Source organism: Candidatus Zixiibacteriota bacterium, assembly GCA_020853795.1.
In the GTDB taxonomy this organism is placed as follows: domain Bacteria; phylum Zixibacteria; class MSB-5A5; order CAIYYT01; family CAIYYT01; genus JADJGC01.
The window spans coordinates 1-14062 of the sequence record JADYYF010000018.1 but is presented as its reverse complement, the minus strand read 5'-3'; the positions used below and the strand labels follow the sequence as shown (position 1 = coordinate 14062).

Here is a 14062-nt window from a genome sequence, read left to right as displayed (position 1 = left end):
TCCTGTAGCTCCGACTTCAGTCGGACTCGCCCCTGACTTCTTGAATTTCCTGTGGGTCCGACTTCAGTCGGACTCACCAACCTACCGCGCCAATCGCTGCCCGTAGGGGCGGGGCTCGTCCCCGCCCACGTCCGACGTTGCGGCAGGTCTTGATCCCGCGCACCGCTCAGTTTGCTGCCACCACCCCATCCTCCCGCGCAGGATTGTGACCTGCCGCCCAACTATTTGTCCTCAGAATCGCCAGCCGACCTGCATTCCCGCCTCCGCAGGAATGAGACTCACTCCCCTCTCCTCCTGGGAGAGGGGCCGGGGGTGAGGGCGCGCGCAATCGATACCGCTTCACTACACACCGCCCCTTTTCACTACAACTTCACTCCAAGAATCAGACCCCACCCCTTAGTGGAGGCACTGATGTCGCCGGCGCCGCCCGACTCGACCTCGATGTTCGCCCACTAAGCCCGCCGACGGAGGACGTCCAAGCTGTTGACGGGTCACCGAGTCCTAGGTTTTGTGACTCATCGAGGCGAGAAGCGGGCCGCGCGCTTGAGGCAACTCTCAAACCGCATCAATGCAATGCCTGATCCGGATTAGGCGCTCCCCCTCACGGGAGTCCACACTCTGAAGGAAAGACAAACTCCGAGCCCACCTCGTAACGCCCAAACAAAAAAGGAGCACAGTTATCCATGCTCCTTCAAAATCAATTGTCGATCCGCTGCGTCTACGACACGCCGACGGCCTCACGGGCGTGCACCCAGGTCAGCCAGCCGCGCTTGTCTTCGCCGTCCTCGATGATCGTCTTGAACGCCGCTTGCAGCTTCTTGGCAATCGGACCTGCTTTGCCCGCGCCGATTTGAATCTTGTCGATCGACCGGATCGGCGTAATCTCCGCTGCCGAGCCGGTGAAGAACACCTCGTCGGCGACATACAGCAGTTCGCGCGGCAGATTGCGCTCGACCACCTTGATCCCCATTTCCTTCGCGAGTTGAATCACGGTGTGGCGGGTGATCCCCGGCAGGATCGAAGCGTTGTACGGCGGCGTTATCAAGTTGCCTTCGTGGTAGACAAAAATATTCTCCCCCGACCCTTCGCTGACCAGCCCGTTGTGATCCAGCGCAATTCCCTCGACATAGCCGTGCTCGATCGCTTCCAGCTTGATCAACTGGCTGTTCATGTAATTGGCTCCGCTTTTGGCCATCGCCGGAAATGTATCCGGCGCCATCCGCCGCCACGACGATACACAGACGTCCACGCCGTTATCGAGCGCGCCGCCGCCGAGATAGGCGCCCCAATCCCACACCGCGATCGCCACGTCGATCGGACAGCCGGTCGGATCGACGCCCAACTGCTTGTAGCCGCGAAACACCACCGGCCGGATATAGCACGATTCCTTCTTGTTCAGCTTGATCAACTCAATCTGCGCTTGGTTCAACTGCTCTTCCGTGTACGGCACTTTCATCCGGTAAATCTTGGCCGAATTGAGCAGCCGATGCGTGTGCTCTTTCATCCGGAACACCGCCGGCCCCTTCTTCGTCTTGTAGCAGCGCAATCCCTCAAACACGCTGCTCCCGTAGTGCACGACGTGCGAGAGGACGTGAATCTTGGCATCTTTCCAGTCGACGAACTCGCCGTTCATCCAAATCTTGCCGTTTTCGTCAAATGCCATGAGTCCTCCTCCAACAACCTAAGCCGTCTGAACCGATTTAAGTATCGCCCGGGAGATCACGAGACGCTGAATCTCGGAGGTCCCTTCGCCAATTTCCGTCAACTTCATATCGCGCCACATCCGTTCCACCGGATAGCGCTCCGCCTGCGACTCCATTCCAATTATACTCAGCGCTTCCGACGTCGCAAAATTGCAGACCTCGGAGGCATACAACTTGGCCATCGCCGACTGCTGCGAATACGGCTTGCCCTGGTCCCGCAGAACGCTGGCACCGTAAATCAAGCCGCGCGCCGCTTCAATCCGGCAACCCATGTCGGCCAGCTTGAACTGCGCCCATTGCTGGTCGGCCAGCGGCACACCGTCGAACTCGTGCGTCGCCGCATAACGCGTCGCCGCCTCGAACGCTCCCTGCGCCAGGCCGAGCGCCATCGCGCCGATCGAAATCCGGCCGCCGTCGAGCGTCTTCATGAACTGCTTGAATCCCTCGCCTTCCTTGCCGATCAAGTTCGCGCGCGGCACCTTGAGATCATCAAAGTGCAAAAACGCCGTGTCGGAACCCCGGCAGCCCAACTTGTTCTCCTTCTTCCCCACCGAAAATCCGGCCATGCCTTTCTCGATGACAAAGGAGGAAATCCCGTGAACCCCGGTCGACTTGTCCGTGCGCGCGGTAACGATCGCATATTTGCACAGACCGGCCGAGGTGATCCAGCATTTCGTGCCGTTGAGAATATAATGGTCGTCCCGGGGTTCGGCAACCGATTTGGTCGCCCCGGCATCCGACCCCGCCTGCGGCTCGGTCAACCCGAACGCAATCAAATACGGCTCCGAATCGTCGAAGTGAAGATAGCGCTGCTTCTGCTCCGGCGTACCGAAATAGCTGATCGGCCCGGCGCCCAGCGAATTATGCGCCGCCACTGCCAGACCCGTCGAGCCGCACACCCGCGACAGCTCCTCCACGATGATCGAGTACTGCACGGTGTTCCAGCCGCGGCCGCCGTATTCCGGCGCAACCTGGATCGCCCACCAGCCCTGATCGTGCAGCTTCTTGATCGCCGCGGGCGAGAACTTCTGCGTCTCGTCCGCTTCTTCCGCCAACGGCGCAATCTCGCGCTCGCAGAAGTCGCGGACTTGATGTCGAAAATCGATGTAGTCGGAATCGGCGAACATTACTTCCCTTCGTGGATGATCGCGCGCGAAATCACCATTTTCTGCGCTTCCGATGTCCCTTCGTAGATTTCAGTCACCCGGGCGTCGCGGAAATATCGCTCCACCGCGTACTCTTTCACATAACCGTAGCCGCCATGAATTTGAACGGCTTCATTGGCCACGTAGTTGGCCGTCTGCGAGGCAAACAACTTGGCCATCGAGATTTCTTTGACATGCTCATCGCCGGAGTCATATAGCGACGCCGCGCGATAAGTCAGCAGCCGCGCCGCATCGATGCGCGTCGCCATTTCGGCGATCTTGAACTGCGTGGCCTGGAAGTTGATGATCGGCTGGTCGAATTGCTTGCGCTCGCGGGCATAGGCTAAACCCTCGTCGAAAGCGGCCTGCGCGATCCCCAGCGATTGCGCCGCCACCCCGACCCGCCCGGCTTCTAACAGCGAAAACGCCACCCGCAGCCCGTGATTTTCTTCCCCCAAGATTTGCGTCGCCGGCACGCGGCAGTCGATATACGATACTTCCCGCGTATCCGAGGCCTTCAATCCCATCTTCTTTTCCGGCTTGCCGAGATTCATCCCCTTCATTCCCTTTTCCACCAGCAAACACGAAACCCCGTGCTTGCCGCGCGCCGGATCGGAGAGAACGAAAGTCACGAACACCGAGGCGTACGCCGCCGACGACACCCAGCTTTTGGTGCCGTTCAACACGAAGTCGTTGCCGTCGCGAATCGCCCGGCATTGCAATGATGCCGCATCGGTGCCGGCGCCCGGCTCCGAGAGCGAGTACGCGCCGATAAATTCCCCGCTCGCCAACTTCGGCAGGTACTTCTGCTTCTGCTCCGCAGTTCCGAATTTCGCAATCGCCTTGATGACCAGCGAATTGTGCACCGAAATCGTGATCGCCAGCGCGGCGCAGGCGCGCGCCAACTCCTCGATCACGAGGGCGTAGCTGAGCGTGTCGACTGCCAGCCCGCCGTATTCCTCCGGCGCCAGCAAACCGAAATACCCCAACTCAGCTGTTTCCTTCAACAGCTCGGCCGGCATCTCGCTGTTGGCGTCAAGTTCTTCGGCAATCGGCTTGAGACGTTTCTCGGCGAATTCGCGTGCCGCATCGCGCATCATGATTTGGTCTTCGTTTAGCGCAAAATCCATACAATTATTCTCCTGAAGATCGATGATAACATTATCGGCACGCCATTCCAGGCCGGACAGGCGGATAATTGACGCCTTCCGGTCGCTGATCGTAATCGCCGAATGCCCTCTCGATCACCTATGCGTACGTATAGAACCCGCGACCGCTCTTGCGGCCGAGCCAACCCGCCTGCACCATCTTCTTCAGCAACGGGCAGGGCCGATACTTCGGGTCCCCCAGACCGCTGTGCAAAGTCTCCAGAATCGCCAGGCAAACATCGAGGCCAATGAAGTCCGCCAGCGTCAGCGGCCCCATCGGATGGTTCGCGCCCAGCTTCATTACGGTGTCGATTTCCTCCCGCCCGGAAACACCCTCCATCAGCGCAAAGCAAGCCTCGTTGATCATCGGCATCAGGATGCGGTTGGCAACAAAACCGGGATAGTCGTTGACCGCTACCGGCGATTTGTCCAACCTGATCGCCAGCTCCTTGATCGTCTCGAACGTTTCATCGCTCGTGGCGATGCCGCGAATCAACTCGACCAGCTTCATCAGCGGCACCGGGTTCATGAAGTGCATGCCGATGAATTTGTCCGGACGCTTGGTCGCCGCCGCCAGTTGCGTGATCGGCAGCGACGACGTGTTCGAGGCAAAAATCGTCGTCCCGGGACACACCGCCTCCATCTCCTGCCAGAACTTGTGCTTGGCCGCCATCTCTTCGATAATCGCCTCGATCACCAGTTGCGCCGCCGCGGCATCACCCGGCTTGACCGTGGTGCGGATGCGCGCATACGCCGCATCGGCATCCGCCTGCGTCAATACTTCGCGCTTCACCTGCCGCAACAGATTCGACTTCACTGTATCCAGCCCCCGCTTGAGCGTCTCCTGCGACGTGTCGATCAGCAATACGTCAAAGCCCTTTTGGGCAAAGGCATGGGCTATGCCATTCCCCATCGTGCCGGCGCCGGCGATCGCCACCGTCTTCAGTTCCATAAATACCCGTCCTCCCGAACTGCTCCTAAACGATCTCTATGGCCAAAGCCACGGCATTGCCGCCGCCGAGACACAAGGTCGCCAGGCCGGTCTTTTTGCCGCGGTCTTTCAATGCGTAAATCAAAGTCGTGAGAATGCGCGCTCCGGACGCGCCGATCGGATGCCCCAGCGCCACCGCGCCGCCGTTGACGTTGACGCGGTTCCAGTCCCAACCCAAACCCTTGCCGTCCGCCAGCGCCTGCACGCTGAACGCTTCGTTCGCCTCGATCAGATCGAAGTAATTGATGTCGACGTTCATCTTCTTCATCAGCTTCTGCACCGCGTAGATCGGCGAGAAGAACAGGTCGATCGGCGGCGTGCCCGCGACGGCATAAGCCACAACCTTGGCCAGCGGCTTCAGACCGTTGGCCTCGGCGTAACCCTGCGAGCTGACCACCAGCGCGCAGGCGCCGTCATTGAGGCCCGGCGCGTTGCCCGCCGTTACCGTGCCGTCCTTCTGGAACGCCGGTTTCAGCTTCGACAACATGTCTACCGAAATATCGCGGCGCGGCGATTCGTCGACATTGACGATGAGCGGATCGCCCTTGCGCTGCGGCACCAACACGTCGAAAATCTCATTCTTGAACTTGCCGCCGTCGATCGCGGCAATCGCTTTGCGGTGCGAATTGTACGCGAATTCATCCTGCTCTTCGCGCGTGACGCCCGACTTCTGCTGGGTGTATTCGGCGGCGTTGCCCATATGGAAATTGTTGAACGAATCCCACAGGCCGTCCTTGATCATCAGGTCTTCCACCTGCTGATTCCCCAGCCGCATGCCCGTGCGCGCGCTCGGCAGCGAGTACGGCGTATTCGACATCGACTCCATGCCGCCTGCGACGATCACATCGGCATCCCCCGCCTTGATCGCCTGCGCCGCCAGCATCACGGCTTTTAGCCCGGAGCCGCAGACCTTGTTGATCGTGATCGAGGCGACTTCCGGCGGCAACCCGCCGTGGATGGAAGCCTGACGCGCGGGCGCCTGGCCCGATCCCGCCTGCACCACCTGACCCATAATGCATTCCTGGACGTCGGTCGGAACCACGCCGGCGCGGCGCACGGCTTCCTTGATCGCAAACGCGCCCAATTGCGGCGCGGAAAAACCTGCCAGTCCGCCCTGGAACTTGCCGATCGCTGTCCGGCACGCGGACAAAATCACCGCTTGCGGTTGTGTGCTCATATAACACTTTCTCCTTTATCGCAGATTTGCCAACATCCCTGATTCATCAATGGACCCATGCTTTCTCGTCGTCCGGTGGTTTCGATTCCGCCGAGCTCCCCGCAGCAATGAACCGAAAACTTACGAAAACCGGAGAAAAGAGGCAAGCAAATCCAGCGGCGATTGTGAAAAGTGGAACAAATTCCGCCACCAACGAAAACGGGCGGATTGGCTCCGCCCGTCAGAATAAGATCACTTGAGAATGCCTACTTGCCGGACTCCTCTGCCTGCTTCTTCGTCTCCTCGAACCGCTGCTTGATCTCGAAGATCGGGAATTGGCGGTTCGGGTCGAAGCGCGGAATCGTCTGCGAAAACGCCTGCGCGTTGGCCTCCGTGACGAACAGATTGTTGGTGCCGCAGGTGCCGCCTTCCAGCAGCCGTGCGCTCTCCGGCTGTACGGAAACTACCTCCCCCTTATCGAAAACGACATCAATCGGCTGCAGGCTGACTGGATCATAGGTGCGATATTCGACGTGGTTCTTGGGATACTCGGTCGCAACGATAAACAGCGCCTCCTTGGCGCAGCCGACGTTGACCGGTTTGCCGCCATCGACGCGGAAGATGTGCTGGCGCAGCCCGAGGTCAAAGGTGAAATCATTGACGCTCTGGCCGAAGCTGAAACCGAGCTTGTTGTATTCATCCGGCGCGCCGAGATCGTAGAACATCCCCAGCTTGGACAAAAACTGCAGGCGATCCTTAATGCGCTCGGCCGGGATGTTCAGCGCCGTGGCGACCTGATCGAGCGTCGGAAATTCCTGCGCGCGCTTCTCGTTCACGATGATATACTCACCGATCAGCTTCTCCTCGTTGGTCAGCACAAACGTGTGCGCGCGATAGCGAGCGAGACGCTCGTGCATCATCAGGCTGTCGGAGAACTTCGCCAGCAAGTCGGCGCGGATGCTGTCGCTCACCTTGATGCCCAGGATATCCGCGGCTTGATCGACCGAGGCGACATGCCCCTTGTGATCCCACAGGTCGAACAACTTGGCCACCAGCTGCTTTTCTTCACCGACAAACCGCGCCGGGACGGGCACGGATGAATGCGTTTCCTCCTGTTTCTGGCCGCATGAGATCATCAACGGAAAGAGGACAAAAGCCGGAAGAAGTACGCGTAAAGCAAAACGATAGATCATTTCTGGCAACTCCTTTAGAGAGAACACGATTGAATCGTGACAAGATTACAGCCCGAATAGCGCGCTGGCAAGCGAAAAGCTGTTTTTGGGGGCTTGCAGCGAAGATGCAAAGCTTTTCACCTACCGAGGCCACCTGGTAAAGGCCTCTCAGTCACTCTCATTTTTAGCGACAGCTGTGACTAGCATCCTAATGCAATTCATAACAATGTCTTAGGTGGCCCGCACTCGGGCATGATATATCCTTTCAATCTCGCACGATCTTTGCGTATATGCCGATGCGAATGAAGAAAGAAATCTTCTGGAGGTGCATGTCTATGCCAAGACTGTTCAAGCTGATGGTGCTGTGCACGATGATCGTGGGAATCACATGGATCATTGCACCGGGAGCCCTTTTCGGCGCTAACACGATTCGACTCGAATGCCCGGTTGATGTTGCAGCCGTCGGCGATTCAGTCGGTGTCCGCGTGATGATCACCAACGACGTCGCCTTGGGCGGTTTCTCGCTGGGCTTCACGCAAAACTCTCCTGATATCGAAATTACCTCGGTGGAGAAAGGCCCGAACTTCCCGATCGCGGGATTCGGCCAGTTCCTTTACACGGTGAATACCACGAACAACACCGTACTTGCCGGTTGGATCAACTTTACGCCGGCTGCCCCGTTCCCGGTCCACGCGACGGAAGTTCATCTGATGACGCTGTGGGTTCGCATTCCGGTCGGCACACCGGCGCAGTGCGTGAACTTTGACTCCGTGTTCGTGCCTCCGGCCGGATACTGGACGTTGTCGCCGGCAGCGGGCGGTTCGATCGAACCGGGTTACACCGACTGCGGCACCGCGGACATGAGCATCCTGGGCGGTTGCAGCGGTCCGACCAACACCGCGCCCGTGGTCGCGGATATTCCCAATCAGACGATTAACGAAGGGGCCGTGTTCTCGACTATCATTCTTGACAACTTCGTGACTGATGCCGAGGACGCCGACAACACGATTATCTGGACCGCCAGTTCGGCCAGTCCGAACGGCTTTGCCGTGAACATCAATGCCAATCGCATCGCGACGATCTCGCACCCGGGCGGTGAATTTGCCGGCAGTGCGACGTTTACTTTCACCGCCACCGATCCGGGCGGCCTGTTCGCGACCGACAACGCGACCTTCACGGTTACTGCGGTCAATGATGCGCCGGTCGTGACCGACATCCCGAATCAGACCGTCGCCTTCGGCGGCACATTCACGACGATTACGCTCGACAATTACGTCAGTGACGCCGACAACAACGACAACCAGATGACCTGGACCTACTCCGGCAACACCGCTTTGACCGTCTCCATCGACGTCAATCGCACTGCGACCATTACCAAACCGAGTCCGAGCTGGTCTGGCAGCGAGACGATTACGTTCCGCGCCACTGATCCGGGCGGCTTGTTCGACGACGACCCGGCCACCTTCACGGTGCAGCCGTCGGCGGCGGTGATTGTACTGAACGACGACTCGCTGTTCTTCAACGGCTATCAGGGCGGTCCGAATCCGGCCGGTAAGCAGGTGATCATCACCAACGGCGGTACGGGCGCGCTCAACTGGAACGCGGCCGAGACGACCGATTGGCTGACGCTGTCGGCGACCTCCGGCACCGCGCCGGGCAACTTCACGGCCAGCGTCGATATCGCCGCCCTGGCGATCGGCCGCCATACTGCGCCTATTACCATCACGTCCGCGGAAGCCACCAACTCGCCGCAGACGGTCGTGATCGTGGTCGACATCGTTGATGACGTCGACATCCTGCTGACGCCGGATCACCTGACCTTCAGCACGTTGGTCAACCAGAATCCGGATGCGAAAACCTTCACGATTACCAACGCCAGTCCTTCCGGCATCGAATTCATGTGGGGCGCGATTGAAACAACGCCGTGGTTGACGCTCAATCCGACCAGCGGCACGAGCCCGTCAACCGTGGAAGCCGCAATCAACGTGGCCGGCCTGATCCCGGGCAGCTACGAGGCGCAGGTCATCGTCAAGCAGGTCACGACCATCGCGACCGGCATCCTGGATGACGAAGACACCCTGACGATTTCGCTGGTGGTCGATCAGTCGACCGACGTGGACGATCTGGGCGGCTCCCTGCCGACGAGCTTCAGCCTCGAGCAGAACTACCCGAACCCGTTCAATCCGTCGACGACGATTGAGTTCAATCTGCCCAAGCCGAGCCACGTGACGCTGCGGGTGTACAACATCCTCGGTCAGGAAGTGGCGGAGCTGGTGAATACGACCCTGTCGGCCGGTAACAAGCGGATCGACTGGAACGGCACCGATGATAACGGTCGCGTGGTTGAAAGCGGCGTGTACTTCTACAAGATCAGCGCCGACGACTTCGCGATGACACGCAAGATGATGCTCTTGAAGTAAGAGAACGTTGCATCAGGCGCGGGCTTGCGAGCACCTTACCCGCGCCGCGAGAAACGAAACGGACAGCCTGGCGGCTGTCCGTTTTGATTTGTAGGCACTCAATGAAACCCGTCTACAATCCGGTAGCCCACCCGCGGCGCCAGCGGAGGGTGGGGCCGCTGGCCACTTCCGAATTTTCTTGACCATAAACTGCTCGACTTGCCGCGTGGTTTCGTCCTATTATTGATGAGCGAAGACGCCGCAACTCCGATCGCGGCGGTCACGTGAAAGCAAAGGATCTGGCATGATACGATTTCCAGATTATCTGAATTTTGGAGAGAATGACTAATCCCACCCTGCGCCGGCGCTCCGGGTGGGCTACCGCCTTTCGAACCCTGACTCCGAATCGACCCGTGTGAGGTGTTGATGTGAAATACGTTATCCTGGCAGCCGCTCTCCTCCTAGGACTGATTTCATGCTGCAGATCATCAGTCATCGAAGAAGTCTCGCGCTTTCCTTCTCCTGATGGTAACCTGGAAGCGGTCTGGACTAGGCTGAACGTGGGAGGAGCCACAACTGGCTATTCGTTTGGGCTATACATTGTGTCTACCGGTCAGACTCCCGATTGGGACGCTGTTGTGTTGAGTGTGGATCACATTGAAGGTTTCTTGGTGAACTGGCGACCTGAGCGTGTCCTTGAGATCGAGTTTAAATACGCACGGATTTGGCACTTCACGAATTATTGGGTCTCGGACGAAATAGACGATACTCCGTATGTAGTTGAGCTTCGCCTGAAGCCCACAATGGATGACCACTCCTTATCGCCATACGATCGCTGGCAAGTCGATGATAACTTTCAAGCAGCACCGTATAAGATCTGGTAGCCCACCCGGCGCGCCAGCGGAGGGTGGGGCGCAGGCTTGAGGTGATGATTTGAGAAGGTTGTAGGGCAGGTCTCCCTGGCGAGAGTTCGTCGCTGCAGAAGACACGCGACGGAGACCTGCCGTTCTAATTGCGGCGGAGGATGATCGCACCCTCACCCCCGCCCCCTCTCCCTCGAAGGGAGAGGGGAGTTGGCGTCATTCCCGCAAAGGCGGGAATCCAGGTAGTTGGAGTTTCTTCGGGCGCGAGTGAGCGTCAGGTCGCCTCGCGCGGGAGTTGGTGGTGTTTCTTCAAAGACAACAGCGCGCGAGAAGACCTGACGCAATGTCGGATGTGACTTTTCGATTCGGAGGGAGTCAGCATGGCGAGTGCACGGTTGAAAAGAAGGCTCATCTTCTTTGTCCTATGGCCCCTTGGCGGAATCTGCATTGTTGTGATTGGTCAATTCGTCGGTGGGTTGCTTGCACTCATAATGATGCTCGCCTGGGCAATGACTCTCGTCGCAATCACCTATCGGGTGCGGTGCCCTGACTGCAAATCGCGATTGCCGGCTGGGAAATACACTCACACTCCTCCGAAGTGCCCAAATTGCGGCAACGAACTCTGACAAACAACAACGAGACGCCCCCTGTAATCCATCCGGTAGCCCACCCGCAGCGCCAGCGGAGGGTGGGGCCGCTGGCCACTTCCGAATTTTCTTGACCATAAACTGCTCGACTTGCCGCGTGGTTTCGTCCTATTATTGATGAGCGAAGTCGCCGCAACTCCGATCGCGGCGGTCACGTGAAAGCAAAGGATCTGGCATGATACGATCTTCAGATTATCTGCAATGTGGAGAGATTGATGGATCCCACCCATGGCTGGCGCGTGGGGTGGGCAAGCGGCTACAATGTCTATTCCTTCTTGGGGCTGTTACTCTGATATTGCTTTCGTTGTGCTGTTCACCATCCAACCAGACTTCATGGTCTCGGTTGGAGATGGAGTACACAAGGTACTCCTCTGCTGGAGACATTGCGGGCGCTAGACGTGTGGGCGAGGAGATGCTTAGCTTTGCCATGCGTGATGACTCTAGTGAGCACAGACTCCGCGCTGGATTGGCATATTCGTACCTCGGGTTGTGCGCATCACGATCGCGAGCTTTTGCGGAAGCAGAGTCTCTCTATGTCCTGGCAGTTCCCTTCCTGGACGACGAAGGCGACACATACCGGAATCTAGCGGTTGCGCTGTTTCAGTACCTAGGGCATGCGCAATCTCAGCAAGGTCGCTATCGTCAATCGGTAACAAGCTACGAGCGCGCTCTTCAACTCCAGAGGGAAGCGTCGAATCCCACTGCTCCCGCAATGTCGGCGCTGCTCGTTGAAACTGCCAAGGCCTGCGAGTGGAGTCGCTTGCCATCCAGGGCGCTCGCCTACTATCGAGACGTTCTGCGGCTTGAATATGCTGCAGCATCTGCTCCGACAGAGATGGAGATGTATTCCCTGTTTCGTACTATCGATCTACTGGTCGCGATGGACAGTGTGGGTGAGGCCAATCGAGAAGTCGTACAGGTGGCACAGCGAATCAGCAAATCCGATTCTTCCACTGCTTGGCACAGGGTCAGTCTTCTACTCGCTAGCTCGGAGGTACTCAAGGCTGCAGGGAAGTGCCGGGAGGCGTATGACTCCGCTCGGCAGTCGGTCCAATTGGCGGCAAGTTCAGGCCTTGAAGATTATGTTCAAGGGATCAATGTGTTATTGCAGATGTCAGAATCAGCCCTTTGTGCCGGCTTTATTGACAGCGCTACTTCGATTCTGGAGGAAGCAGCCCTGAGGGTCAGGTCTGACTCGTTGTCGTCTGCAATTTGGAGTCTTAGGCTTGCTGAGTTAAGTGCGGATATATACTCAGCTTCGGCCTCACCGCTGATGTCAATCAAGAAGTACCTGGCATTGATTGGCACGTCGGGGAATTCGGCTGAAGGGACGTCGAGGATTAGAGGCAGGCTCTTTGCGAAAATTGCGGAGAAATTCCTATTGCTTGGCAGAGCGGACAGCGCCGACAGATACTTTTCACTCTCAACGAGAGAGTACTCGGAGTATTACGGCGAAGACTTCCCCCTTGTTGTTAGCTTACGCAACAAGATCTCGACAGAATTCTGATGACGGAACGTGTTCTGTTCTAACCCGGTAGCCCACCCTCCGCTGGCGCTCCGGGTGGGCTACCGGCTACGGATGGGCCACAGACAAACCGCGACCAATCACACCCCAATTTCATTGACAAATTACTCCGGTTTTGTATTATCAATTCATACGTCATGACCGATCAAACTTCATAGGTCACGCGACGACGAATCTGGCGACAATCCAGACTCCGCCGCGAGATCCGCGCCGCTATTACAACTTATTGCGAATGGAGCATACATGAACCGCCTCTTCCCTTCCCTCGCTCTGATTGCGCTTTTGGCCGCCTCTACCCTGCTGGCTGCGATACCGCAACGCATGAGCTACCAAGGCTTCTTGAACGACAGTTCCGGAAATCCCCTGAATGAGACCGTCGCCCTCACGGCCACGATCTATAGCGATTCGCTGGGTACGAGCGCGCTCTGGACGGAGTCGCATGCGGCCGTCATTGTTACCGCCGGAAGCTTCTCAGTCGTCTTGGGCAGCGCGACACCGATCCCGGCGAGCGTATTCACCGGCGCAATCCGCTGGCTCGGAATTCGCGTCAACAGCGATTCCGAAATGCGCCCGCTGCGGCCGCTGCTTAGCACTCCCGCCGCCTTTCGGGCACTTAACGCCGACTCGGCGGCCTATGCCAAAGCGGTCGCCGACAATTCCGTCACCAGCGCCAAAATCGTGAACGGCACCATTCAACTCGGCGACATCGGTCAGAATAGTGCCACCGCGGGCGAAGTCATCAAGTGGACCGGCTCTGCCTGGGACGCCTCGCCCGAAGAGCCATCCGCCGGCGGTTGGACCGACGCGGGGACGCATATCGGAATGACAACCACATCCGACTCCGTTGCTATCGGCATTGCGGTTCCGGCCGCCAAGCTTCATGTCGAAGGCGATATTCGCCTCAGCCAAGGCGGCGATATCGTTTTCGGGAACACGGAATGCAAGATCAATAGCGGCACGGATGACCTGATCGTTTCGGCGACCGACTGCATCTACCTTACACCCGGCGGCGGTATTCGCATCTACGATCGCGGCGCCGCCAATTGGATGCTGATCGACCCGGAAGCGAAGGAAGTCGGAATCGGAACGATGGCGCCGGAGGACATGGTGCATATCGAAAACAGCGCCGCCAGCGGAGCGGCCTTTCTGCGGGTTGAGAGTTCAGCCACCAGTCACGGCGAAACCGGGATCCGCTTCCAGACACCGCAAAATCGCTGGCATTTACGCATGGACGACTACACCAACAATAATATTCCGGCCGGCGCTCTGAGCCTGCGCAGCCAGGACGGTGCGCTGGAGGCGCTCACGGTTCT

The 14062-nt window shown here is 58.3% G+C and carries 9 protein-coding genes; 3 read left to right on the top strand and 6 right to left on the bottom strand.

Annotated features, from left to right (window positions below; all coding sequences use genetic code 11):
- Positions 1 to 718: 718 nt before the first annotated feature.
- The 6 genes from IT585_01295 to IT585_01270 all read right to left on the bottom strand — a co-directional run bounded on the left by IT585_01295 (position 719) and on the right by IT585_01270 (position 7336).
- Positions 719 to 1663 carry a branched-chain amino acid transaminase gene (locus IT585_01295; protein MCC6961865.1) on the bottom strand — a complete coding sequence of 315 codons (945 nt, stop codon included), beginning with the start codon at positions 1661 to 1663 and terminating at the stop codon, positions 719 to 721.
- A gap of 18 nt (positions 1664 to 1681) precedes the next feature.
- A complete protein-coding gene (locus tag IT585_01290; GenBank protein MCC6961864.1) occupies positions 1682 to 2830 on the bottom strand; it encodes an acyl-CoA dehydrogenase family protein in 1149 nt (382 codons plus the stop codon).
- Positions 2830 to 3978 carry an acyl-CoA dehydrogenase family protein gene (locus IT585_01285; protein MCC6961863.1) on the bottom strand — a complete coding sequence of 383 codons (1149 nt, stop codon included), beginning with the start codon at positions 3976 to 3978 and terminating at the stop codon, positions 2830 to 2832. The genes IT585_01290 and IT585_01285 overlap by 1 nt, the downstream gene beginning before the upstream one ends.
- Before the next feature lie 118 nt (positions 3979 to 4096).
- The gene (locus tag IT585_01280) at positions 4097 to 4948 is read right to left on the bottom strand and encodes a 3-hydroxybutyryl-CoA dehydrogenase (protein MCC6961862.1); all 852 of its coding nucleotides are present in this window, start codon (positions 4946 to 4948) and stop codon (positions 4097 to 4099) included.
- Positions 4949 to 4973: 25 nt separating this feature from the next.
- On the bottom strand, positions 4974 to 6164 hold the full coding sequence (locus tag IT585_01275; protein ID MCC6961861.1) for an acetyl-CoA C-acetyltransferase: 1191 nt from the start codon (positions 6162 to 6164) through the stop codon (positions 4974 to 4976).
- Between the two features lie 245 nt (positions 6165 to 6409).
- Positions 6410 to 7336, bottom strand: a complete 927-nt coding sequence (locus tag IT585_01270; GenBank protein MCC6961860.1) for a hypothetical protein — start codon at positions 7334 to 7336, stop codon at positions 6410 to 6412.
- A gap of 314 nt (positions 7337 to 7650) precedes the next feature.
- On the opposite strand from IT585_01270, the gene IT585_01265 reads away from it, so the two are divergent.
- The 3 genes from IT585_01265 to IT585_01255 form a co-directional block, all read left to right on the top strand.
- Positions 7651 to 9735: a T9SS type A sorting domain-containing protein gene (locus IT585_01265; GenBank protein MCC6961859.1), complete on the top strand. Its 2085-nt coding sequence runs from the start codon at positions 7651 to 7653 to the stop codon at positions 9733 to 9735.
- A gap of 1901 nt (positions 9736 to 11636) precedes the next feature.
- Positions 11637 to 12731, top strand: a complete 1095-nt coding sequence (locus IT585_01260; GenBank protein MCC6961858.1) for a hypothetical protein — start codon at positions 11637 to 11639, stop codon at positions 12729 to 12731.
- Positions 12732 to 12992: 261 nt separating this feature from the next.
- Positions 12993 to 14062, top strand: a 1070-nt coding sequence (locus IT585_01255; protein ID MCC6961857.1) for a hypothetical protein, incomplete at its 3' end; no start/stop codon positions are given.